Here is a 24,700-nt window from a genome sequence, read left to right on the forward strand (position 1 = left end):
ATCTGCCCGCCAGCGGCCCAAGTCTCCCGTTCGATACATCCGCGCTTCGGCATCTTCGCTGAAGGGGTCGCGCACGAAGCGCTCGGCCGTCAGCTCCGGACGGTTCAGATATCCACGACCCACCGCGATGCCACCGATGCAGATCTCGCCCGTCACGCCGATGGGCACCGGCTCGCGGTCAGCATTCAATATGTAGATCCGAATGTTGGAGATCGGACGGCCAATCGGAATCCGGACATTCTCATCCTGCGCCGCGCATTCCCACGAGGTCACCTCGATCGCTGTTTCCGTCGGTCCATACAAGTTGCTCAGGCGCACGTGCGGCAAGCGTTCCAGGCACTTTCTCGCCAAGCCCGCCGATAGTTCTTCGCCACTGCAGACGATCTGCCGCAAGCTCGCACACTCTTCCGAGTGGCAGTGCTCCAGGAATGTTTGCAGCATCGAGGGAACAAAGTGCACTCGGGTGACGCCGGATCGATGAATCAATTCACTCAGGTACGTAGGGTCTTTGTGCCCCTCCGGGCGCGGCACGATGAGCTGCGCGCCTCCCAACAGCGTCCAGAAGAACTCCCATACCGATACATCGAAACTAAAGGGCGTCTTCTGCAGCACTCGATCCTGCGCACTCAGCGCGTAGCATTCCTGCATCCAGTGCAGCCGATTGACGACGGCTCGATGCTCGTTCATCGCCCCTTTAGGCTGCCCGGTGGAGCCCGAGGTATAAATCACATACGCCAGGTTGCGTGATGACTGATCCGCGGAGCGGCGTGGATTCTCCGCCGAACAACGCAGCAGTCTCGACTGCAGCTCGGCGCTATCGAGGCTCAGGACTCGAACACGCTCACCGACCCACTGCCATGCCTTCTCATGCAGCGCCTCCTGCGTCAGCAACCATTGCACGCCGCTGTCTTCGATCATGTAGGCCAGGCGCTCGCGCGGATAGCCAGGATCGAGCGGCACATAAGCGCCGCCGGCCTTCAAGATACCCAACAGCCCGACCACCATCTCCAGGCTGCGTTCGACGCAGAGTCCTACCAGCGTGTCTGCGGTGACGCCCGCCTCGCGCAAGTAATGCGCGAGTCGATTGGCCCGGTCATTCAACTCGGCATACGTCAACCGCTCGTCTTCGTACACCACCGCCGTGTTGTTCGGCGTCTTCGCGACCTGCGCTTCAAACAGCTCGTGAATGCACTTCTCTTCCGGGAAGATCGCCTGCGTGGCATTCAGTGTATGCAACAAATAGTGCCGCTCTCGCTGTCCCAGCAAAGGCAGCGCGAACGGACTCGAAGTCGGCGAACCGAGGACTCCTTCCAGCAGCACCGAGAAACTGGCGGCGAGCCGGGCAATGGTCGCCGCATCGAAAAGGCTGGCGTCGTATTTCCAAGTCAGCTGCAATCCCTGTTTGGACTCCCTGACGCTCAAGGTGAGATCGAACTTGGCGAACGTCTCCAACTCTTCGGCGGAACGCACGGTCACACCCGGTAAATCCAATACCGGATACTCGTTGTTCTGTAATAACAACATGACCTGGAAGAGCGGCGTCACCGCGACACTGCGCTCCGGATGCAGCATCCCGACCACCTTCTCGAACGGGAATGCCTGGTGCTCGTAGGCTTCCAACGCGGTTTGCCTGGATAGGCGCAATACGTCACCGAACGACGCGTCGCCGGAGAAGTCACTGCGCAGCGCCACGATATTCGCGAACAACCCGATCAAATCCTGTAACTCGGCTCTGCCGCGGTTCTCCACGGCCGTGCCGACTACAATCGTGGTTTCATTGCTATAGCGGGAAAGCAGCACCGAAAAAACCGCATGCAATCCCATAAAGAGCGTCGCCGCGTTCTGAGCACACAGCCTGTGGAACCGATCGGTCGTTTGCGCATCGATCGAGGTTTTGACAACCGCCCCGCGAAAGCCGGGGCTCGATTCTCGTGGACGATCCACAGGTAAGCCATGAACAGCTGGAATCCCCGTCAGCCGAGCGCGCCAATATCGAGCGTCCGCTGCGGATGTATCGTTCTGCAGTTGTGTCGTCTGCCATTCGGCGTAATCGCGATATCGGACTCGTAACGGCGGAAGGGAACATTCTCTGCCGCCGGCATAAGCACTGTAGAGAGTCGACATCTCCTTTATGAGTATCGCGAGCGACACTCCATCCGCTGCAATGTGATGCACGCTCAGCAGCAACACATACTCATCCGCAGCCACACGAACCAGACAAGCCCGCAATAACAGATCGCGAGTCAAGTCGAATCGAGCGTCGACTTCCTGCCGTATGCAGGATTGCAGCGCCTGCTCGACATCGACCGGCCCGCGCGCGTGCAGATCGATCGACATCAATTTGAGATCCTGGGCAGGCGTTACCGACTGCACCGGATTGCGGGAGGCATCCCAGCCAAAACGAGTACGCAATGTCTCATGGCGTTCGACGATGGTGGACAACGCCCGCTGCAACGCCGCCGTATCGACTGTTCCCACCAACCGTATCGCCACAGAGATGTTTTCGTTCGCGCCGACGTCTTCCCCCATCTGCGCCAGAAACCATAACCGCTGTTGCTGAAACGACAGCGCGGCAAAGCCGGTCTCCGGCCCGGGACGGATCGCCTGCGAAGCATCCACAGAGCCGGCCGCCTGATCGACGAGCGCCGCCAGCGTCGACAAAATCGGGTGCTCGAACACCCGCTGCAACGGCAGATCGACGTTCCATTGCGAACGAATGCTGGCGATCAGCCGGGCAACAGTCAGCGAGTTACCGCCGAGTTGCAGAAAATTCGAACCGGCATGCACATTTGCCGCGCCGAGCAGGTTTTCCCAGAGCGTCGCCATGCGCAATTCTGTGTCCGTCGCCAACGGCGCATACTGCTCGGACGACAAGTCGAGCAAACTGACATGCAGAGCGTCGATGGCGTTCTCTGCATATCGATCTCGCATGGCTCGCCGCATGACCTTGCCGCTGGTCGTCTTCATGACGGCGCCGACGCGCGCGAAAACTATTGCATCGATCAGGACGCCGAAGGCCGCAAACACCGTCGCTCTGAGATCGGCAGCGATGCTTTCGTAAGATCCCTCCATGGATCGCGGACGAATCTCCAGTACCAGGACCAGACTTTCGGTGCCCGCGCCGTCGATTCCGAAGACGACCGCGTCGCCCAGGATGCCGGCCGATAGCGATGCGCGCACGCAAGCTTCGATATCGTGCGGGTGGATATTCCGGCCCTGCACGATCACGACGTCCTTGAGCCTCCCCAGGACGTACAGCTCACCGCCCGCGAAGAAGCCGAGATCGCCGGTACGCAGATAAGGCCCACGGCCATTGCTTGTGAATGCCCCGAAGAGTGCCTGCGAGTAGTCGGGCTTGCCCCAAAAGCCGGAGCAGATGCTTCGGCCCCGCACCCAGATTTCGCCGACCTGGCCTTCCGCCACCTCTGCCGAATCGTTGACCACGATGATGTCGTGACCGGCGGGCGGCGCGCCGCAACTGACGACAGCAAGCGACTTGGAAGTCACGCCATCGGCAGGAGCAAACACACCGCTTTGCAATCGATCCCGATCCGCTGTCAGGATTCTGGGAGGGGTCAGCAGCGCGCCACCACAGAGGAAAACGGTCGCTTCGGCCATGCCGTACGCGGGCATGAAGGCAGTTTCTTCGAACCCGAGCGGTGCATAGGCGCGGCAGAAACTGGCCAGCGTCTCGGCTCTGACCGGCTCTGCGCCGTTCAAAGCCAGTCGCCAGCGACTCAGGTCGACGCCGCCGAGTGTTGTCGCTGAGAATTTCTTCGCGCAGGCGTCGTACGCGAAATTTGGCGCACCGGAGATGGTCCCCCGATAGCGGGACATGATCTGAATCCAGAACAGCGGATTCTTGGCGAACTTCAACGGCGAGAACAAGATAGAGCGCGCGCCGACATACATCGGCATGAGAATGCTCAGCACCATTCCCATGTCGTGAAACAGCGGCAGCCAGCTGACGAACACATCCTGCCTGCTGCTCCGGGTTTCCACCTCCAGCACGCCCAGGTTCGCCAGGATGTTCCGGTGAGAAATCATCGCGCCTTTGGGATCGCCGGTGGAGCCCGAGCTATATTGCAGAAACGCGATGCCATTCGCGTCCACTGCAGGCAACTCCCGCTCGACCGGCGCGCTGCTGTCGAGACTCGCGAGCGTCGTGAACCGAACGTCGCCGGCCGCCAGCTCTCGAACCAGCTCTGGCGCCGGCTCCTCGCGCACTATCGCGACTGTCGGCCTGCAGTCCTGGACGATATGTTTGATCTTTCCGCTCTTGTCATTGGCCTTCGGCGGATACAGCGGCACCGCGATCAGCCCTGCGTACAAACAGGCCCAGAACGCTCGCACGAACTCCAGACCCGAGGGAAGTAACAATAGGACGCGATCGCCGGGGCGCGCATGCCTCAACAATTCGCCGCCCATTCGGGTTGCGGCGAGATCGAGCTGCCGAGCGTCTAAATTCGACTCCTCGTCCAGAGCCTCCAGATAGGCGTAACACACGTCATCCGGATGATTGCTCGCTCGCAGTTGCAATGTGCCGCACATCGTTTCCATTCGATGGCGTCCTGCTGCTGCCCCTACAGAGTCGATCCAGACGAAACTCCGGTTGCCCGAAGCTGCGAGTCGCGGGCGCGCCGTCGACGATATTGTTTGTGTGGAGGTGGAGTGAGTACTTCCCGCAGCAGTCGCTGCCGGGCGCTCGCGAGCAACAGGTGCTTCATCGCGAACTCAACAATCGATCCGTCGACCATCGCCACTCCGTAGCTTGCTAGTTTCACCGTACCTGGTTGAACCGCGCCTGGTCGAACCGCAGCGCTTGAACTGTGCGGTTGACCTGTACCCGTTCAACTGTACCTACCCGCCACATGAAATACAAACCTTCGAGCTCGACACGATCGTGGCCAGCAACGGGACCTCGGCCTTAGACTCGGCAGCGAAGCGCGCCTGGAGCTCGCTGTTGTTGATCCGACATCTGCGGAGCCGGCTCGAAGTCCACATCGCGAGCACCTGTGATATAGATCTGATTCGCCACCGATCGAGATGACCATGGACGATCTCAATTTCTTCGATCTGGATATGTTCTCGCGGGGATTTCCTCACCAGGCGTTTCGCGGTCTGCGCCGCGACCGACCGATCTCCTGGCATGCCTTGGCGCCGCCCCATTCGGATCAGGGGTTCTGGCTCGCCACCAAACACAAGGACATTTGCGAGATCGCGCGGCAATCCAGGATATTTATCTCTCACGCCGGATCGGTCTTGGCCGACGCCGTACAGATCCCGCATCCCGCGTGGCGGATGATCCGTGACGGCCTGTGCCATCTGGACGCGCCGAAGCACGCCGAGCTGCGACGCCTGGTCGTTCCCCAGTTCGGCGCCGAGGCCGTCGCGACACTCGAGACGACGATTCGGCGACGAGCGGTCGAAGTCCTCGACCGCGCGCAGGCACGCGGTCGCTTCGATCTGGTCGCCGAGATAGCGACCGAGTTCCCTGTTCGAGTGGTGTATCAGGATGTATTGGGGTTTGCCGAGAGCGACCTGAAGACCGCAGCGTACTGGGGCGACCTGTTCAATCGAGTCCATGCCGTTCCGAATGGCGACCGGGAGTTCTCCCACATGATGCAAGCGTCCGGCGTCGCCCTCGAGCGGCTTTATCGTTATGCTGTGGACGCTTTTCGATCGCGACGGGATGCGCCACGCGACGACGTCTTGTCGATCCTGGCCGGCATTAGACATGGCAACGGTGAGCCGATATCCGAGCAGGATTTCCTCAGTTACTTCTGGTCATTGGCCATCGGTGCGTATGACACGACCGCGGGCACCATCGCCGGTGGAATCGCGGCGCTGGCGGCGCACCCCGAGCAGCAGGCGAAACTCTATGCCAATCCGTCGTTGATCGAATCGGCCGTCGAGGAAATGCTGCGCTGGGAGTCTCCGGTGATCTATTTTCGAAGAACGGCGGCGGCGGACTATGAGCTCGGCGGCCAGGCTATCAAGCAGGGCGATCGGGTCGTCATGTGCTTCGCCTCCGGGAACCGGGACGAGGAGGTTTTCCAAGCTCCGGACATCTTCGACATCGAGCGGCATCCCAACCCGCACTTGGCCTTCGGCCATGGCGCGCATTTTTGCCTGGGCGCACGCCTCGCTCGCCTGGAGTTGCGGGTGCTGTTCGAAGAAATCGTCGCGCGCGGCCTGCGGTTCGAGCTGGCCGGTCCGATCGCACGCGCCCGCTCCAACTTCATCAATCGTATAACTCGCATGCCGGTTGCAGTTGAATCCCGCGACGAGGTTTGTACGATTGCATTCGAGTAACTGGACGTAGCCGCACAGTCGTCTATGATTCCATCCCGCCTCCAGGATCGAGGAACAGAGCAATGGATTGCATTGTCATCGGGTACTACGACCAACCGCTCGACCTCATGCTCGCGTCCATGAAGCCCATGGCGAGCGTTTCCGGCGGATGGCGCTATCTGCATATGTCGTCCGTGTCACTGGACGGCAAGCAGCTGGACTATAGTACGCTGCTCAACAGCGCGGTCTCCGCTGCCACGGGACAGCCGAGCAGCCTGCACACGTATCGCCTGCCCAATCTCGCTGCCTACTATCTCGCTAGTTTTTTGCGCAAGCACGGTCTGCAGAGCGAGGTGGTGAACCTGCTGCCGCATGATATGGATCGCTTCCTCAGCTTGATGGAAGCTCGGCCGCGCGCGGTCGCGATCACGACCACCTTTTACTTCGACCCGGCGCCCATCGCCTATCTGACCCAGCTCATCAACAAATATTCGCCGCAGACCAAGGTCGTGGTCGGCGGACCCTATATCTTCAAGCTGTGCTCGATGCTGCCGCCCGAGTCCCAGGACGATGTGTTTGCCGAAATCGGGGCGGACATCTACGTGAACGACGGCCAGGGCGAGACTACCCTGCTGCGCGTGTGCCAGGAACTGCGCAAGCCGCATCCCGACTTGACGACGGTCGGCAACCTCGCGGTCCGCACCGGCAAGACGTTTACGCGGACCCCGCGAGTGCTCGAGCACAACGATCTCGACGCGAGCGCCATGGACTACACCCTGTTCCCGACGCACGAGACGGCGCCGGCCTCGCAGGTTCGAACGGCACGCAGTTGCGCGTTCAAGTGTTCGTTCTGCTCGTTTCCGGTCATCGCGGGCGCGCACGAGATCATGTCCCTTCCGGCGCTCGAGCGCAGTCTCGACCACCTGCGACAAACCGGCACGACGCATCTGTTCTTCATCGACGATACGTTCAACGTCCCTTTGAAACCGTTCCGCGACCTGTGCCGTCTGATGATCGAGAAGCAGTATGGCTTCGAGTGGGTCTGCCAATTCCGTTGCGGTAACGCGCAGGACGAGGATTTCGATCTGCTGGCCGAAGCCGGCTGCATCGGCGTGTTGCTCGGCATCGAATCGGCGGCGCCAGATATCCTGCGTCTCATGAACAAGGGGGTCAAAGTCGACCGCTATCGCGAAGGAATCGCCAAGCTCAAGGCGCGCGGCATCATCACCTACGCGTCCTTCATTGCAGGTTTCCCGGGCGAAACGGCGGCCACGTTCGACATCACTCGCGACTTCATCCGCTCCGAGCGGCCTGACTACTACGTGATAGAGCCCTACTTTCACGACCCGCGCGTACCGATTGCGGAGCGCTCCGCCGAGTTCGGGTTGCGAGGGGCGTCCTATTCCTGGCAGCACAAGACGATGAATTGGAAGCAGGCGTTCGACCATGCCGAGACCGCGTACAAAACCATCACGGAATCGACCATCCTGCCATTGCAGTCCGCGGACCTCTGGACGCTGGCTTATTTGCGCAGTGCCGGTTTCAGTATGGAACTGATCCGTGGCTTCACCCAACTCGCCGCTCGCATGCTCGTGCAGAGCTTACGCGGCGAGGGGCATGACAATACCGGCATTTTTCAGAAGGAAATGGTTCCTCTGTTCCGCCAGCATCTCGGCGCACGCGCAAGCTAGCGCCCGCCGGAGTTGCCGCTATTGAGGTGCTGGCGGCGCCACACGCCGCAAGGTCACGCGATATCTGAGATCGTCCATAGTGAACTGCAGAACGATCTTCGGCGGCAGCGTGGGAAGAATCTGCTCGGTGCAAATTTCTTTCGCGCCGTAACGCTGTTGCGCGACTGCCGGATCGAACGGCGGGGTCAACGACAGGTAACTGCCCATCACGCCGATGATGCTTGCATAGTGATCGGAACGACGCTCGCGCACCCGCTGAAGCGCACTGGGATCCACCTGCGGCTCTCCCAGATCGATGAGATCCTTGGCCTGCGACTCCCCACAGCTGAGCATATCGCCGTGCGACGGCTGTGCCGCCATCGATCCGAACAAAGCTGTAACGACTGCCGATATTCCTGCGTGCTTCACGATAGTTATGTCCCCGAATGTGTGGCAAGAGGAGCGCGCGGCGCGCCCCTCTTGCTCACCGCTCAACCGAACGGAACAGGCACGAAACAGTTCACATACTGATAGTCATCCACCCAGGTGCCGGTGGAGTACTGCGACTGGACATGCCCGGTATTCGTGTACGTCATGGGGGCGAGCACCCACCACCTGACATAGATCGTGCTATCTCCCGGCCCCCAGTCGCGGACATAGTACTGATAGTACTCTCCCACCAGCCCGCCCGTGTTGTTGTACAGCTGAGCAAGATGATGGGCTATGTACCACAGCTGCACCGGATGTGTATCGATCTCGTCGAACGCCACCCGCGTACCGCGAGTTTGCCAGCCCGCGTAGTCGCCTTCGGCCGGCGGCGCCGCCAGATCGACGCAGCCGAATGTTCGGGCCTGCGCGGGAATAGCAGCCGAGAGCGCCAGAATCGACGCAGCCAATACGCAAGTCGTGATATTTGCTTTCATGTGAGCTCTCCTTAGCGCACCACTGTTCCGAAGGCGTCGTCTCGTTTCGGAGTCACTGACTGAGGTCTCGATGCAGCGGCTGCAGGCGCGCATGCGGCCTCGATGGCTTGCAGCGCCAGCTCCGGCTTCTCACGAGCAAATGCGGCTGTATCGAAGCGTGAGTGCGTGACCCGGCCGGACGCTGCGATCGCATCGACGTGGTTCGTTACGATCGTTCGGCCAGCGGCGCTCAGGGACTTCAGAATGGACCGGTAATATTCTTCACTTTCGGCACTGACGGCGCGAATCGATTCGGCGAACGCGGCCTCCAGCGCAACCGCATCCTTGCCCTGGCGTGTTCGACAAACCTGATCTTGCCCGGCTCGCAAACGCGCGCGGACCTGCTCCAGATGAGTGGCCTCCTGCACGTTGAAATTACGCAGAATGGCTACATCGCCCGCGGCCAGCTTGGGCTCGAGCGCATCGGCGATCTCCCCCAGCCGCCCACGCAGTTTTTGCCTCAGTGACAAGGTCTGAACCAGCGAACGGCCGCGCTCCAAGTGCTCATACTTGGACAACTCCGGCGCCGGCGAAACATTGAAAGGACTCGGTCTCGGCGATGGTGACGATTGCGCCTGCACGCTGCCCGACGCGCAGGCAAGTATCGAGACGACAGCACTGAATACAGCGCCCCTGCCAGCATTGCGCATTTCTGAACTCCTGTAAATGAAAGCGCCCCACCCCGGGGAACGGAATTCATAGCAAACCGGTTTGGTTGTTTCAAGAAATGCATCCAGGCGCATCGACCGTTGCTTGCACCCTCGGCTTGCGCCCTGGATTCTGCGGCTTACGAAGCCGATTCCGCCCGCCCAGTGAGATGCAGTGCGCATTCGGCTCGCATGACCTCGGTTAGGCTAGCGTCCGCCTAGGCATGCGGCCCTCGACCGCGACCTGTGGTCGTCATCTCAAAGCACTCCGCCGATAAACTGGCGATGATGCAGATGCAGATGCAGATGCAGGTCGCTCAGCTCGAACAGCAGGGATATCTCCAGCGCGACGGAGATCGCCTGGAATCGCATATCGAATTCAGGAACGGGGCGCTTTCAGCAAACGGCAAACCGATCGGCCCGAAGACGCAAGGAATGTAGGTAGCCGGCCTCGAGTGGCTGACAGTCGATGCGCTGTCGACGGTGCACATCAATGGTCACGCGACGAGCGTCTCTGCAGGAGTTGCTCGGTTGCCGCTTCACGCACGGCAGCGCTTTCGTCGCTTAGCGCGGATTCGAGCAGGCGTCGCGCGTCGCTACCGCCGATCTCGCCGATGGCGTCGACGGCGGTCGTTCGTACCGACGCGTCGCGATCCATCAGGGCAATGGCGAGGGTCTGCAATGAACTTTCATCCCGAGCATCTTCAAGCGCGCCGATTGCGGCCTTACGGACGGAGACATCCCGATCGTTCAGCGCTCGAGTGAACACGGGACTGTGTATATCGGCTCGACCGCGCCCGATCGCATGTAGTGCCTCTGCTCGCACGGACGGGTGCTCGTCGCGTGCGGCTGCCCTCGCCAGCAATATGGCTGATTCATCGTCCTTGGAGCGGTCGCCCAGTTCCGAAACCGCATCCAGCCGAACATTCGAATCATGATCCGCGAGAGCAGCACTTAGCTCGTCGACGCTCCGCCTGTCTTCGCGCAAAGCGGGCTCGGGCGAGTCCCCAAGAGTACCCATCGAGACATATTCGTCGTTTCCCTTCAGTTCTTTAGATAGGATCCAAAGGGTTCCTCCGCCCTCCCCTGGTGCCACGAGAATGAAACTACAGCCACGCAGCAACTCGTGCAGGACCGCTGTCAGCGCCAGCGAATTCAGTTCCACAGTTACGCGTTGGTTCAACGGATCCCGCGTCACAACCCGCAGCCCACTCTGGTGCGCAAGCCTTTCGATGACGGCCTGCAACGGAGCGTCATGCGCAGTCACGGAGAACATGCCGTCATCTATCTCCACGTAGAAGTCGGATGCCCGAGCATGGCAGCTCGCGAGCAGCGTGACGGCAACGATGCCTGCCGTGCACGTTGCCCGCCATCCTGGATTGCGCGCGCTTTCGATACTGGTATCCATGGCTCACACCAGGGTCAATCTGCCGCGATCTCGAAGCAGCTCTCGACCGCTGTCTGATTGCCGTTCGTCGCTCTCACGATGATTTCGAACTTGAACGCATCGCCAAGCGCGATGAAGTCGTTGGGAATCGTGAACTCCGTGAGCTCCGGCGGCAGCTCCACGCTGAACACGAGCAACGTCGGCTCCTCGCGCTCGAGCACGAGCTGATAGTGCTCCACTTCGACGGCGCCTCGTTTGCCAATCGCAGGATGTGACCGAGTGACCGCGTCCCAACTGATCGTCACGGGCGCGCTCACGGAGGGAAGTGGATCGACATCGCAGTTCTCCGCGGAAGGCGTCTCCGAGATGCGGATGTTCTCGGGCGGCGCAGCCAGAATGTGCGACAACGTGACTTCGCTATCGAGCTCCTGGCCGTCAAGCGTCAGCCCCGAGAAGTCGTACACGCCTTCCGGAAAGCGCTTGAAGAACCTCTGAGGACTCAGCTCGTCGAATGGCGGTTCGGCGCTCTCGAAAAAGACTTCCGTGAGCCCCTGCCTGCGCAGGCGCCCGCGCACGAACACATCCAGCATTGTGACGTCGTTCGGGTCTTCGATCTCGAGCCTCTTCCACTCATCGCCGTCGACGAGCGAGTGGATGCCGAGATCGCCGTCGGTATGATTGAGTTCGAAGAACAGGCGCGCTTCGTCGAACGGGGTTTCTTCCTCTTCGTCGTTGCCGTTGCCGTTCCCGGCGCCTCCGGCAAAGCTACTGCTGCAAGCAAGGATTGCCGCTGCGGCAAACGGTACGCAGGGCCAATGATATTGAAGGTCGCTCATATCCTTTCTCCGAAGTTGCGGAAACTCACCATCTCCAGCCAACGGCGATGTAGACGCCCCACGTGAGATAGTCGTCGATAGAGCCGCGCGCACCGCTCACACGATCGGTGAAGACCCAATCGGCGAAATGCTGCTCGGCATGCACGGCGGCTTCTCCGTACCAGCGATCTCCGAACTGACGCCGTACACCCCCGAGCAACGACACCAGGATCTCTGTGCTCGCATCGGTGCGAATGTCGAAAAGGCCACCATCGGCGCGAGGGCCGGCGGCGTCCGGCACATCGATGAAGGCGGCGCCGAGTCCCACTCCTGCGAACAGCGTAGTCGCGCGTGTCGGATTCGTGAGCATTCGCTCCGCCCACGCGCTGAACGTCGTGGATTCTGCAAGAGCATCGATCGGATCCGACATGGGCTGCTGCATGACACCGGCAAGCTTCGCGGGCTCTTCGACATCGTACTCAGCGCGATCGAGCGCAGCTCCGACGCGCCAGCGCTCGCCGAGCGCGAAGTGCGCAATAAGGCCCGCGCCGGGAATGTCGTTCGCCGGTTCGCCGTCTGCGGCCGAGATGCCGGCCCGGATACCGAAATCCCACGGTCGCTCCTGAGCGTGGGCCGGGATCGTGACCGCTGCTGAAGCCATCAGCATCAAACTGAACCGGATTGAGCGCATGAAGGTCACTCGATGTGGTCGCGTGAACCTTTGACGTGTCACGCGCGCGATTCCTTCGCACTCGCTTCGCCTATTACGCGGGACGGTCAGAAGCGCCAGATCACCCCCAGCGAAGGAAGCAGCGGTAACGAACGAATGCTTTCGAGCTCGAGCTCAGGCTCCTCGCTCTCGTCGTCCAGTTCGAACTCGGTGCAGCACTCGTTGCGACGATTGAATACGTTGCTGATCTCGAGGAACGCCGTGAGCGAGCTGTCGCCGCCAAGGTGAAAACGTCGAGCGATGCGAGCATCGACATCGATGTAAGTCCTGAGTCGGTGCCCGCTCGCAGGATTCGCATGCACGATGGGCGTGCCGCTCTCGGCCGCAAGATCGAACACAGGCGAGCCGCTGCGCCACACGCCGACGAGGCTCGCTTCCCAGTGCCCGCGTTCCCAACCGATTCCCGCCTGTAATGCATGTCGCTGATCCCACGCGCGCGGAACCGTGCGCCGATTGTAAATGTCTTCGGCGCGTGACCATGTGTAACTTCCCCACCAGAACAGCGGTCGCGAGCGTACGCGCCGGACCGAAAGCTCGACGCCGTACGCGCGTGCCCGTGAGGGCGCCAGGCGCACGCGATCGGGCTTCAGCTCAGGCAGGATAACGACCTCGTTCAAAATATTTTCGTAGCGCGGGCGCAGGCGGGAGTAGCGTTTTGAGTACGCTTCCAGTCGCAGATCGAGCTCGTCGCCGAAGCGCTTCTCGATTCCGACCAGCCAGTGATCCGCGCGTTGAGCGGGAGCAAAAGCAGCGACCCCGTCGGACGCTGACAACTCGTCGATACCCTGAGTCTGAATGAATCGCCCCCAACTCGCGCGTAGATCCGAAGAATCGTTCAGTCGCAACAGTGCGCTCGCCCTCGGGCTCCAATGTTCGTCGCTGTCGACCAGCGTCGATCGATCCCAGCGCAGGCCGGCTTCCACGGTGAGCGGTGGAGCTACATGTGCGTTGATCGCGGCATATGCGCCGTATTGATCGCCTCGCGGCCGATACTCGATATCGAATGCGCGTGTTGGCTCTGTCACCTCGCCCTGAACGTCGAGCAGCAGATCGAACTCCGCCGCATCTCGGTAACGGTAAAATCCTTCGTTGTTACGCCACTCCGCGCCGAATTCCAATGTGGCCGCGTCCGAAGTGCGCAGACTCCAGTCGGTTTGCAGCGAATAAACCGTGAAATCGCGTCGGTCGTCGAGCACGCCGCGAGAAATCCCAGGTTGCTCGGCGGCGCCACGACGGACGCTTTCGAGATCGCTGCGCGCAAGCAGCGTCGATCCGGTGAGCGCCGCTTGCGGATGAGCATCCAGGCGCACCCACAGATATCGGTCGCGATAGCGTGCGCGTGCCTGCTCCTCATCATCGCTATCGCGGAACTCGATATCGTCGTCGAACTGCAGGAGGTTCGCTGCAAGCGACATCGAGTCGCCAACCGAGTGCGCGAGGTGAGCGTAGACATCCGAGTAAACGGGATCGCCGAGTTGCATGCCGCTCCAGTCCAGCACGCGATCCAAATTGCCACGTCGCGCGGAGACCGCCCAATCGCCACGCCCGCGATCGAACCGACCTGCCGCGACGGCGGACGCGTTGTACAGGCTAACCGCGATTTCTCGATACGCCTGTGCATCGGCGCGAACGGGATGAATGTCGAGCACGCCGCTCATGCGATCGCCGTAGCTCACGGGGAAGCCGCCAGCGTACAAGTCGATCGCGCCGACCAGCGCGGGGCTGACGGCACTGAAGATGCTTTGGAAATCTTTGAGATGGAACGGGTTCATCAAGCGCATGCCGTCGAAGCGCACGAGGAGCTCATCGTCGACGCCGCCTCGCAGGTTCAACTTCGCGGACCAGTCCGAAGTCGCTACGCCCGGTAACCGCCCGAGCGTACGCAGCGGATCGTCGCCGACGTTCGGCGCAAGATGCAGTTCCGCATCGCTCAATCGCGTCATCGAGACGTGAGGCACACGAACCCAGGCGTACCGGCTCGCGGTGACGACGACCTCGGTCAATTTGTTTTCGGCGCGATGCGTCGCAACGCTCTGGGTTCGCGGCGCGCGTGTCAGGATGAGACTGCCGGCGGGACCTTCAGCGACTTTTATGCCGTGTGGCCCGACGATTTCTTCCAATAGCGCGCGGGGTGACCTGGATTTCGGCGCTTGCAGCACGCGCATCTCGGCTTTGACGAGATCGCTGCTATAAAGAACCGACAAACCTCGCGCTTCGAGCTGCTCGATGGCCGCTTCCAGCGTCGCATCCTTGAATTCGAACGCGAGCGCCCCCGCGCTCGCAGACATGAGCATTGCAAGCAGACCGATGTGAAATCCCCGCTTCACTTGATCATGATCGTACCGTCGGCAAGCAGTTCGTGTCGCAGGTCGGTCGTTGCGAGCATGACCGTCAGCGCCTCGAAAGGGGTCAGGTGACGAATCGAGCCATGCAGAATCGTCGTGGTCGCCTTGCGCTCCACCGCAGGCGTTGCATAGCGAATCGATGCGCCGGTCTCCCGTGACACCCACGCCAACAGCACCGTCAGTGGCTGCTGGTCGATGTCTGGCGCCGTCGCGAGGGCCTGCACCCAGCCCCAAGCCGGATCGTCGGGCCGAATCGACGCAGTACTCACCTCACCTGACGCATCGATGCTGATCTCCTGGCCTGCAACGCCCTGACGCACGCCGTCATCGCGTTGTAAGAGAACTTCGCCCTCGCGCACACGTACGCGATAGATGCTCTCCAGATAATGCACCTCGAACTGCGTGCCCACATCAGTCACGGTTCCAGCGCGGGTCACGACCGCCATCTGCCCCGCCGCTCCGGTCACGCCCGTGTCGAGGTACACGGTTCCACGCACGAGTCGCAGTCGCGACGGTGAATCGAGGACGACTTCAGTACCGCTCGCAACCCGCAACGAAACGCGACCCATACGCAAGGCAGCCGAGCTCGCGCTTGCAGATTGCACGACCGTGCCTGTCGAGAGCGGGCCCGAATGTTCTCCAACAAAGGTCCAATCCCGAGCATCGGCAGTGCGCACCTGTACTGAACCGATCACACGCACGACGCTCGCGACGGGCTCGGAGGCAGTGGTTGGCGATTCGAGTGAACGCATCGCGACGCCAATGCCGACGGCGAGTGCGGTGACGCACGCAGCGAGACTCAGAAACGTCCGTCGTCGGCGATGGCGAACTTTCTGCTGCCACACGTCGGTTGCCGCGTACAACGCTCGTTCGTAGGCCTGCGCCGGCGGCAACTCACGCCGACCCGCTGCGCGAATGAGTCGTTCTACTGGATCCTGAGCGGTGCTGGGCTGGTCGCTCATGAGCTACAAGCTCCAATCCTGGCGTCTCGAACGTAGTGCATCGGGTATCTCGACCATGGCCATGATCGCATCGCGAAACGCGGTGCGCGCCCGCGTGAGCAAAGATTCAGCGGCCTTCGGCCCCAAGTCGAGACGCGCAGCGATCTCGTTTACGGGCAATCCGTCCACGTACTTCCACTCGAGTACGTCGCCATAACGCTCCGGGAGGATGTCCATCGTTGCCTGCACGAGTCGCTGAATGTCGCTGTGCCACGCCTGGGCCTCGGGTTGGGTTTCGACAGGCGCCGCGAACGCGTCCAGAACGGCGCGAACGTCGGGTTCTTCTTCGAGTGGGCGGACGAATCGTTCGCTGCGCTGCGCCTTACGACGCTGATCGATCAACGCATGACGGCAGATCTGACAAAACCAGGTGTAAAGAGCGGCTTCGCCCCGATACGTCTCGAGCCGGTCCAACCCTTTGCAGAGGGTTTCTTGCACGACTTCACTCGCCAGGTCGTGATCTCCAGCCAGGCGAACCAGCGCAAACCGATAAAGTCGCGGGAAGAATCTGTCGAACAGATCCCGAAAGGCGCGTTCATCGCCTTGCAGGATGCGCCGTGCGGTCTGGAGATCCGAGCTGTGAGGAGGATTTGGCACTGCCGTTGCTCCCGATCGTTAGACGTCGGAAGCAGTGCAAATCCTTCGCGCGGAGTCGACAAAGAGGGGGTGGGTGGAATGCCTAAGCATTCCACCCATCCTTCAGTCGCCGTAGTAGGGATTCAGCTCGATGATCTGTTTGCAGGTCTGCTCGTTGACGAAGTCGTGGCCGATCACGTTCGGCAGCGTCCAGTCGTCCTTGTCGACCTTGCTCTTGATCTCTTTGATGAAGTCGCCGAGCTTGGCATGAGCGCCGCTCTTCGACTTGGTGTTGCTGGAAACGTTGCCGCCGGTCTGTTGCCAGTACACCCAGTGCAGATGATCCTTGCGATGACTCTTGTGGTCGTCGGCCGCCTGCTGCGCGACCTTCAGCACGTCTTTCATATCCTTCTTCGACTTGTACGTGCCGCAGAAGCACAGGCCGCTCGCGGTGGGTGAGCCGGTCTCGTACTTGTACATGGGCAGGTAGCCGTGCTTCGGGCTGAAGCCGTTGTGGAATTCGGAAGCGAACACCATCACGACCTTGCCGCGCAGATCGTCGAGCGTGCACGTCGCGATGTTACTGCTCTGGTTGTAGACGTATTTCGCGTTGTCGCCCACCGACATGAATTCACTCAATGCCGCGCGCACCTCTTCCGGGCAGTAGGTGTGCGAGATGCGCAGGATCAGGAACTCGCTCTGATACGTCTTGACGTAAGCCACGGCGTCCTTGACCGCGGTCATGAACGAACCGCCGTAACCGCCAAAAGCGCCGGTGGACTTGCCGATCTTGGGCCACTTGAACTTCTCGGCCGCGAAGTGCCCCATCGTCGGCTCGATGACGCTCTTGCCGTTCTCATCCTTGATGCGCTTCAGGAAGACGCGCACGTCGAACACGCGCGATCCCGACATGGCCTGGTTGTAAATATTGGAGCCCTGGGTACGGGCATAGCGCTTCGGGCACGCGACGCGCGTGAGACTGTCGCCGTAGACACCTGCGTCATGGCTCGCCGGCAGCACCATGTGGATCAGCTGGGGGTCGTGCTGGATCTTGCTCATCCACATTGCATTACTCATCGGCGGGCTCCTCCGTCAGGCCTGTCGCGCTTCGGCGCGATTGGTTCTTAGTTGTGGGCAGACATGCACGGCGCCGGCGCGACCGCGTGCAACCGGGCGAGTTTCAATCCATTCGTCGAGCGCAGACCATGAACTGGCGCGCAGAAATCGAAATCAATGCGCGCGCGGCCGGTCGAGCAGATCCCGTCGGCTTAACTTATATCGCGCACTTACTCGAACAGGCTCACGATGCTCTGGTACTTCTCGATGTACCAGCGGTTCTCGTTGTTGTATTTCGGGATCGTCACCGGACGGACCTCCCCGCCTTCGGCTTTCCAGACACAAGGACAGCTCACCGAACGATTTGCGAGTTGCACTCCCGGGCGGCTCAGTTCCTCGAGCTTGACCTTCATTCGAGTCAGGACCCGGTAGAGCTTGGTGACGTTGCGGGGTCCGCCGTTGTACGCAGCGACCGGAAAGATGCCCAGCACGGCCGGATCGGCGCGATACGCGCGTCGAATATCCGCTCGCATTTGCGCCAACTCCAGATCCAACAGGCAGACCGCCGCTTTCATGGCGTTCAGAAGATTGGTCGCGCCGCTCTCGAAGTTCGGGTCCAGCTTGGCGCGGGGACAGCGCCTGACCACCAGAGAATAGGTCCCGTTTCCCCTGCGGTTGGTGAATTGCATCGGTCCGATCGCGTTTGCGCTCGAGACGCTGTACCGGTACGCCTCCTCCTGCTTGAGCCCGTATTGGCTCAGCACCTCGTCGAAGGCGATCGCCTGCTTGGTCACGTAGTCGCTGTCGTCGGTCTGCTCGATCACGGCGAGCGTCGTGACGACCTGCAGAGGAATCGAATCGGCGAGCAGCTCGCCTGGAAAAGCGGCACTCGGCACCTGCGCCAGCCGCAGCTCCTCGATTGCCTTGCGCGCCGTGGCAACCAGAAATTCTTTGCCGCTGCTGACGAATCCCGGGTCGAACGTGTCTTCGGTGAAGGGCAGGTAGACGATCGGTTTCGCGGTCCGGGCGACGGCGCGCCACTGCTTGCGCTTGAGCAGATTGTTGTCGAACACGGGGAATTTGCGTCCGTAGACCTTCAACGGAGTCCCGTCCTGTGAGAAGGAGAACATCAGGCGCTCGGCGCCGGTACCCTTCACGTGCCGCGCCTCGATCCCGGGCGTGAGATTGCGAAAAGGCAATGGCTTCCGACCGGGTCTCCACTTGATGGGCGGACGCGGCAGCTCGATGTGGGCGACGGACCACTGCTGCTTCGCTTCGTTCCACAGAGCAAAGGCAACCGGGCGACCGCGGAGAACCTCCCTCTTCCCCTTGCCGGTGAAGAAGTATTGGAGCTCGACCTCACGCAGCAGCGCCTGCCCTTCGGCGACGAGATCGTGGATCACGTCGTGGCGGCGAAGGATGCGGCCTTCGACGACGACCTCCTCGGGACGACCTTCCTCAGGTTGCTCCGACTCGGCAACGGCCAGTGGAACCTCGCCTTCCGGTTGGGTCGCTCCACCCTCCGGGCTCGGAGCCGTTGCCGCGATCGGCGCCGCCGGCTCGGCCGGAAGGGTGCTTGCCGGCTCGATCACCGTCGGCTCGCTTTCGTCACTGCCGCCGCCGTTCGTGGCACATCCGGCGCAGAACAGAGATGCCAGCACGAGGGTCAGCGCAGCCTTTTTCATCACCGCCATAGTCGCACTGAGGCAAAGTCGGGATCCCCAGTTTAGCCGGTTCTGCGAAACGGCGGCAGCGCGAAGACTCTTACTCCAGCAACTCCGACACCGTGCGGTTTGTCTCCATCGACGTCACGCCCCAGCGCTTACGGTCCGCGCCTCCCCAGCGCTGAAGCCCCCGCTGCCGTTACAAACTTTTACATCACGACCGCCCCTTGCGGCAGCATCCGAGCGGGGACGGGCCGCGAATTGCGAAACGGAGTCATCGTTGAGCAATTGCCACGGACGAGCCCGTCATGTACCCCAGCCGCATCCTGTTCGGTTTGTCACTCGCGGTCCTCATCAGCCAGAACGTCACTGCCGCCGAATACAATCCCGCTCGCACGCAGCCTGCGGCAGCCAGCGCCAGTGTCGAACGCGTGATCGTCAAGCTCAGGGATACCGGCTCGTCGGCTAGCGCCCAAGCAAAGACGGCGAGCAACGCAATGGCGGCGCTGGCCGGACGTAACAAACTTACGTTGAAGCAAGCGCGTCAGATCACCTCGACTCTGCACGTCATGCAGTTCGAGCCGCAGACGTCGGGTGAATCGGTTACCCAGAGCCTTGCCCGCCTCCGCGCGGATTCAGCCGTCGAATATGTCGAGCCTGATGAACGGCGTTATCCGCAGGCCGTGCCCAACGATCCGTTGTATGCGGGACAGTGGTACTTGCAGAACGCAGACTCGACGCCGAGCGCCATCGATGCCGTGGGCGCGTGGGATGTGACGACAGGCAATATCGGTGTCGTGATCGCAGATATCGATACGGGTGTGTTGTACAGCCACCCGGATCTGCTGCGTCTGGCGGCAGGCGGACGATTGCTGCCGGGCTACGATTTCGTCTCCGATACGGCCGTCGCGAATGACGGGAATGGACGTGACTCGGATCCGACGGACCCGGGTGACTGGGTCACCACGGCGGAGGCAAATTCGGCGACGTTCAGCGGTTGCTCGCCGTCCGACAGCTCGTGGCATGGCACGCGCGTCGCGGGAATTCTCGGCGCCCTGACCAACAATTCGACGGGAGTCGCCGGCGTCACCTGGAGCAGCTCGATTCTGCCCGTGCGCGTGCTGGGCAAGTGCGGCGGATTCGACTCGGACATTCTCGCCGCGATGCTGTGGGCTGGTGGAATACGCGTCGACGGCGCGCCAGACAATCCCTATCCGGCGAAGATCGAGAATTTGAGTCTCGGATCGGTGGGCACCACCTGTCCCGCGAGCTATCGAGACGTGGTCAGTCAACTCGCCGCAGCCGGTGTCCTCGTCGTGGCGTCCGCCGGTAATGAAGGCGGCCCCGTAGGCATTCCCGCGAGATGCCCTGGCGTTGCAGCCATCGCGGGCTTGCGCCATACCGGCACGAAGGTCGGATTCAGCAGCCTCGGCACAGAGATCGCACTCGGCGCTCCAGGCGGCAACTGTGTCAACACGGGCGCAGGTCAGCCCTGCCTGTTCTCGATCGATACGACGTATAACGTCGGCGCGACCACCGCCTCGACCAACGCCTACACCGATCAATTCAACATCAACGTCGGGACGAGCTTCTCGGCGCCGATCGTCTCCGGTATCGCGGGACTCATGGTCGCGGTGAACGGCAATCTGAACTCCTCTCAGTTGATCGCGCGGCTCAAGGAGGGAGCGAATCCGTTCCCGCTGTCGAGCGATCCGAATGTCCCGCAATGTCGCGTGCCTACGGGCGCGAACGATTTGCAGACCACAGAATGCAGTTGCACGACTCAGGCATGCGGCGCCGGCATGGCTGATGCGAATCGCGCCGTGCAGGCAGCGCTGCGCCCGATCGCCGCTGTCACGACGCCAACAACGGTCAGTGCTGGACAAAGCATTACGCTGAGCGGCGGAGGAAGCGCGGCGTCGTGCAATAACATGATCGCCTCTTATGCATGGACGGTGGTCAGCGGCTCGACTTCCATCTCGGGCAGCAATACGGATACGGCGACTATCGTTGCGCCATCGTCCGGGTCGTACACCGTGCGACTCACTGTGACGGACAATATGGGTCGGCAGGACACCGCCGACGTGGTAGTGAGCTCGATCGCCGCCACGACGACAGCGCCGGCGACGGCCGGCACGAACGCATGCCCGAGCAGCAATATCTCAGCCGTCACGGTGTCGGTGACTCCCGCGAGCGCAAGCATTCAGGCGGGCGCTTCGCAAACATTCATGGCGACTGTCACGAATGCTTCGGACACGACGGTGACCTGGCAGGTCAACGATGTATCAGGCGGCAATTCGACAGTGGGTACCATCTCCACGGCGGGCGTGTATACGGCGCCTGCAAGCGTGCCTTCGCCGGCCACCGTCACAATCACGGCAGTGTCGTCGGCGGATGCCACCCGCTCGGCATCCGCACAGGTCACAATCACCGCTGCCTCCAGCAACTCCGGCGGCGGTGGTGGCGGCGGCGGTGGCGCGCTCAGCCTTTCAGCGCTGATGGCACTCGCGGCGCTCCTGTCGATCAGCCGGTTGTCGAGAATGCTCAGCTGGGTCCGACACTGAGCACGATCTTTCCTTTCGGCTGAGGTCGCACACCTCGAGCATGAGATGCGCCTCGCGCGCATCCACTCGTCGATGCTGCTGTTGTCGTCGTGGGTCTTCATTTCGGATCGGGGAACACCAGCTGTTTCTCTCCGGGATCGGCCACGAAAATCACGAGCAGCCTGGCTGGCTCGGTCTTGCTCGCATTGCGCGTTACAGGGTGCCGTGCGCCGGGAGGTTCGTGCCAGCTCTCGCCCACCCGATAGACACGCGGTTTCTCATCGTCGACAGCGCTGACGATCTCGCCCGATAGAACGTAGGCGTATATGAACGCCGACTTTGGATGCGTATGCGAAGGAGACGCAGCGCCTGGCGGGAACGACACCTCCACGGCGAGCAATGCCTTGCCAGGCACGTTCGGCATGTCACTCTTGAACAGCGGCGTGATCGTCTCCGGGAGGTGGACCCCGCCCTGTGTCGTTCCCCGAGCGGGCTCGTGTGCATCGACCGAAGCGGCGGCAATCGCAAAGATGGCGGCTCCGATCGACAAGGCAGCATGTTTCATAGCAAATCCTCGTGTCGTTCTTGCGAGGTAGCTAGCCTGCTCCACCGTCGGCACACGGAACAGTACCGAGAACGGCGTTTCCGGCTGTACCATCGACCGCCGTCACGGCAATTACTCGGGCAGCACGGCTGTGAAGCTGATCTCGACCAGTTGCTGCGGAAACGCCAGCCTGGTCGTTCCCAGGATCGTGCTCGCGCATACGGGACGATCCGTTCCATACGCCGCCTTGCGCACTTTGCCGGCGACGGCGAATGCAGCTTCGAAATCCGTGACGTAGATGACTTCTTCGACCACGTTGTCCAGGCTCGCGCCGAACTTCGCGAGCAAACGCCGTGCGTTCTCATAGGTGGTCTGCATCTGCAGCGCCATGGTCGAGCTGTCGACGACCTTTCCTGATGCGTCGACGGTCGCCGGACCTACGAGCTTGCCGCTGTCGTCATGACTCAGTTGCCCAGAGATGTAGATGGTATTGCCCACCTTCACCGCCTGCGCGTAGCCATAGGCATCTTCCCATGGCATGCCGTGGTAGACGGGTTCCTTCATGACGCGACGCTCAGCGCTCATGGACGTGCTCCTGATTCGAGTAACGAGTGAATGACGAGATCGCCACCCCACTACTGCGGCGGCGAGGCCCTGCTCGCTACGCTAGCAGCGAATCGACCGCCCCGCTCATTGCAAAAATGCAAGATGACTCTTGCGCCAATCGCTCGCTCATCGACGCGTGAGGCTGGCTATTCTCCACTGGCTCGATGCTCGATATCGCCGATGCCTGCGATGAACGCTCGCTGACGATCGACTGCGGCGGCAAAGAAATCGATGAACACCCGGACTCTTCGTGACCTCTTGAGCTCGGGATGCGTCAACAGCCAAAGCTCGTCCGCAAGACTCGCATCGATCGGTTCGATTCTCATCAACGACGGAATCAGGTCGCCCAGCATGCAAGGCAGATATCCGATGCCAAGTCCCGCGCCGATGGCTGCGGCAACGCCCTGCACGGAATTGGCTCGGTAAGAGATATGACTCGCCTCGACACGCGCGCTCAGGAATCGCGCGGCCTTCAGATCGGCCAGCTCGTCCGAATACGACACCCATCTGCGATCCTTCAACTCCCCCACCGCCCCGGAACGATTCACGAATTCGATTCTGCGCCCGTAGGCCGCCCACGCGATCACCGCGACCTTTCTGCCCACCATGTTCTCGGGTGGTTTTTGCGTGGCGCGGATCGCTACATCCGTTTCGCCTCTGGCGAGATTCGCCGCAGTGTTACCGATACACATGTGGAATCTCACGTTCGGATACACCGACAGGAACTCGCCCACGATGGGCGTAACCAGATGAAATGCGAGCGAATCGCTGGCGGTAATCCGCAGCTCGCCGCTCACATCCTGCTTGAGCCCGGAGATGCGATTGGTCAGGCCGACGATGTCGGTCTCCATACGCTGTGCCAGCGCGATCACTTCCGCACCGATAGCAGTCGCACCGTAGCCGTCGCGCCGGCGCTCGAACAATCTGAGCCCGAGCAGCTGCTCGACTTGCGCGAGCCTCCGAAAAACGGTCGAGGGGTTGGCTCCCATCGCCGCGGCGGCTCGGGCGAGCGTTCCTGCTTCGCCGATCGCCTTGACGATGCGAAGGTCATCCCAGCTCAATTTTTTGGCGAGGTCGGCCATGATTGAATGCACTCCGGACACGAAGGCGCCACGATACACCAGCAGCGCATTGAGTCGCCGGGCGCTTCGACTCGTGCAATGGTACATCGAACGGAACCTTGCCGAGCCCATCACGCTGGCCGACCTCGCTCGAGTCGCCGGGCTCAGCCGCTTCCACTTCTGCCGGCGGTTCCGAAGCAGCACCGCGCAAAGCCCCATGCGCTATCTGCAGCGCTATCGCCTGGAATATGCAAAGCAACTGCTCACGCATCATGAGCTGACGATCGCCGAGATCGCGGCCATGGCCGGCTTTTGCGATGAGAGCCATTTTTCACGACGGTTCCGCGAGCTCACCGGCATGCCACCTCGCGACTTCGCGCGTGGAATCGGCAGGCGCGAGGGCGCAAAACCGAAGCGGACAGTGGCGCCGCACGCCAGCGTCCCAAACGTCGGCGTCCGTTATCGAAGCTCGACACAACAGTCACTGGAAACGCGTCGCGAGTAACGTTCCGAACGTATCCAACGCAACCGCCCACATGTATACCGACAGCTGCTTCACGGTGTGGCCTGGCTCGTGCGCCACACACAGTTGCGCGAGTGAAGAAAGCAATATTCTCCAGTGTTTGTATGGTTGCACATGCAACACGTTGAGCAATGAGCAGCAGCCAGGGAGCGCTCGCCGCGAGTGGCACGAAGTGACTTGACTCGGATCGGCGCCACCCATTAGATGCGGCCACCGGCAAGACCGTGCCGGCTTTCCGTAGCGTGGCGCCGAGCACATGAACGGCGCTGAATGCAG

The 24,700-nt window shown here is 61.4% G+C and carries 20 protein-coding genes; 5 read left to right on the forward strand and 15 right to left on the reverse strand.

Annotated features, from left to right (window positions below):
- Positions 1–4,560 (reverse strand): amino acid adenylation domain-containing protein (locus tag VGD45_RS29575; RefSeq protein ID WP_331159003.1); only part of this gene is annotated, 4,560 nt, incomplete at its 3' end.
- A gap of 492 nt (positions 4,561–5,052) precedes the next feature.
- On the opposite strand from VGD45_RS29575, the gene VGD45_RS29580 reads away from it, so the two are divergent.
- Positions 5,053–6,315: a cytochrome P450 gene (locus VGD45_RS29580; protein WP_331159004.1), complete on the forward strand. Its 1,263-nt coding sequence runs from the start codon at positions 5,053–5,055 to the stop codon at positions 6,313–6,315.
- Positions 6,316–6,377: 62 nt separating this feature from the next.
- Positions 6,378–7,985, forward strand: a complete 1,608-nt coding sequence (locus VGD45_RS29585; RefSeq protein WP_331159005.1) for a radical SAM protein — start codon at positions 6,378–6,380, stop codon at positions 7,983–7,985.
- 18 nt (positions 7,986–8,003) lie between these two features.
- Here the strand turns inward: VGD45_RS29585 and VGD45_RS29590 are convergent, their stop codons facing one another.
- The 3 genes from VGD45_RS29590 to VGD45_RS29600 all read right to left on the reverse strand — a co-directional run bounded on the left by VGD45_RS29590 (position 8,004) and on the right by VGD45_RS29600 (position 9,576).
- Positions 8,004–8,393, reverse strand: a complete 390-nt coding sequence (locus tag VGD45_RS29590; protein ID WP_331159006.1) for a hypothetical protein — start codon at positions 8,391–8,393, stop codon at positions 8,004–8,006.
- A 62-nt stretch (positions 8,394–8,455) separates the two neighbouring features.
- Complete coding sequence (locus tag VGD45_RS29595; RefSeq protein WP_331159007.1) at positions 8,456–8,887, reverse strand: hypothetical protein; 432 nt, start codon at positions 8,885–8,887, stop codon at positions 8,456–8,458.
- Between the two features lie 11 nt (positions 8,888–8,898).
- Positions 8,899–9,576, reverse strand: a complete 678-nt coding sequence (locus VGD45_RS29600) for a hypothetical protein (protein WP_331159008.1) — start codon at positions 9,574–9,576, stop codon at positions 8,899–8,901.
- A gap of 303 nt (positions 9,577–9,879) precedes the next feature.
- On the opposite strand from VGD45_RS29600, the gene VGD45_RS34460 reads away from it, so the two are divergent.
- Positions 9,880–10,014: a DUF945 family protein gene (locus VGD45_RS34460; protein WP_414717617.1), complete on the forward strand. Its 135-nt coding sequence runs from the start codon at positions 9,880–9,882 to the stop codon at positions 10,012–10,014.
- A 49-nt stretch (positions 10,015–10,063) separates the two neighbouring features.
- On the opposite strand, the gene VGD45_RS29605 is transcribed toward VGD45_RS34460, so the two are convergent.
- The 8 genes from VGD45_RS29605 to VGD45_RS29640 form a co-directional block, all read right to left on the reverse strand.
- On the reverse strand, positions 10,064–10,981 hold the full coding sequence (locus VGD45_RS29605; RefSeq protein WP_331159009.1) for a HEAT repeat domain-containing protein: 918 nt from the start codon (positions 10,979–10,981) through the stop codon (positions 10,064–10,066).
- Positions 10,982–10,995: 14 nt separating this feature from the next.
- Positions 10,996–11,796, reverse strand: a complete 801-nt coding sequence (locus tag VGD45_RS29610; protein WP_331159010.1) for a hypothetical protein — start codon at positions 11,794–11,796, stop codon at positions 10,996–10,998.
- A 25-nt stretch (positions 11,797–11,821) separates the two neighbouring features.
- Positions 11,822–12,466 carry a hypothetical protein gene (locus VGD45_RS29615; protein WP_331159011.1) on the reverse strand — a complete coding sequence of 215 codons (645 nt, stop codon included), beginning with the start codon at positions 12,464–12,466 and terminating at the stop codon, positions 11,822–11,824.
- Positions 12,467–12,552: 86 nt separating this feature from the next.
- A complete protein-coding gene (locus VGD45_RS29620; RefSeq protein WP_331159012.1) occupies positions 12,553–14,832 on the reverse strand; it encodes a TonB-dependent receptor plug domain-containing protein in 2,280 nt (759 codons plus the stop codon).
- Entirely contained in the window at positions 14,829–15,812 is a 984-nt protein-coding gene (locus VGD45_RS29625) for a FecR domain-containing protein (RefSeq protein ID WP_331159013.1), read from the reverse strand. The genes VGD45_RS29620 and VGD45_RS29625 overlap by 4 nt, the downstream gene beginning before the upstream one ends.
- Before the next feature lie 3 nt (positions 15,813–15,815).
- Positions 15,816–16,448 (reverse strand): sigma-70 family RNA polymerase sigma factor, encoded by a 633-nt coding sequence (locus tag VGD45_RS29630; RefSeq protein WP_331159014.1) that lies wholly within the window; start codon positions 16,446–16,448, stop codon positions 15,816–15,818.
- Between the two features lie 102 nt (positions 16,449–16,550).
- Positions 16,551–17,504, reverse strand: coding sequence for a hypothetical protein (locus VGD45_RS29635; protein ID WP_331159015.1), 954 nt, complete (start codon positions 17,502–17,504; stop codon positions 16,551–16,553).
- Between the two features lie 209 nt (positions 17,505–17,713).
- Positions 17,714–19,168, reverse strand: a complete 1,455-nt coding sequence (locus VGD45_RS29640) for a hypothetical protein (RefSeq protein WP_331159016.1) — start codon at positions 19,166–19,168, stop codon at positions 17,714–17,716.
- Between the two features lie 287 nt (positions 19,169–19,455).
- On the opposite strand from VGD45_RS29640, the gene VGD45_RS29645 reads away from it, so the two are divergent.
- Positions 19,456–21,711 carry a S8 family peptidase gene (locus VGD45_RS29645; protein WP_331159017.1) on the forward strand — a complete coding sequence of 752 codons (2,256 nt, stop codon included), beginning with the start codon at positions 19,456–19,458 and terminating at the stop codon, positions 21,709–21,711.
- A 97-nt stretch (positions 21,712–21,808) separates the two neighbouring features.
- Here VGD45_RS29645 and VGD45_RS29650 read toward each other — a convergent pair whose 3' ends face one another.
- The 3 genes from VGD45_RS29650 to VGD45_RS29660 all read right to left on the reverse strand — a co-directional run bounded on the left by VGD45_RS29650 (position 21,809) and on the right by VGD45_RS29660 (position 23,922).
- Entirely contained in the window at positions 21,809–22,255 is a 447-nt protein-coding gene (locus VGD45_RS29650; RefSeq protein WP_331159018.1) for a cupin domain-containing protein, read from the reverse strand.
- Between the two features lie 111 nt (positions 22,256–22,366).
- Positions 22,367–22,819 carry a RidA family protein gene (locus VGD45_RS29655; protein WP_331159019.1) on the reverse strand — a complete coding sequence of 151 codons (453 nt, stop codon included), beginning with the start codon at positions 22,817–22,819 and terminating at the stop codon, positions 22,367–22,369.
- Positions 22,820–22,986: 167 nt separating this feature from the next.
- On the reverse strand, positions 22,987–23,922 hold the full coding sequence (locus VGD45_RS29660) for a LysR family transcriptional regulator (protein WP_331159020.1): 936 nt from the start codon (positions 23,920–23,922) through the stop codon (positions 22,987–22,989).
- Between VGD45_RS29660 and VGD45_RS29665 the strand changes: the two genes are divergently transcribed.
- Positions 23,921–24,406, forward strand: coding sequence for an AraC family transcriptional regulator (locus VGD45_RS29665; RefSeq protein WP_331159021.1), 486 nt, complete (start codon positions 23,921–23,923; stop codon positions 24,404–24,406). The genes VGD45_RS29660 and VGD45_RS29665 overlap by 2 nt on opposite strands.
- The last annotated feature ends 294 nt before the right edge of the window (positions 24,407–24,700 follow it).

It is taken from the genome of Steroidobacter sp. (assembly GCF_036402275.1).
GTDB lineage: Bacteria > Pseudomonadota > Gammaproteobacteria > Steroidobacterales > Steroidobacteraceae > Steroidobacter.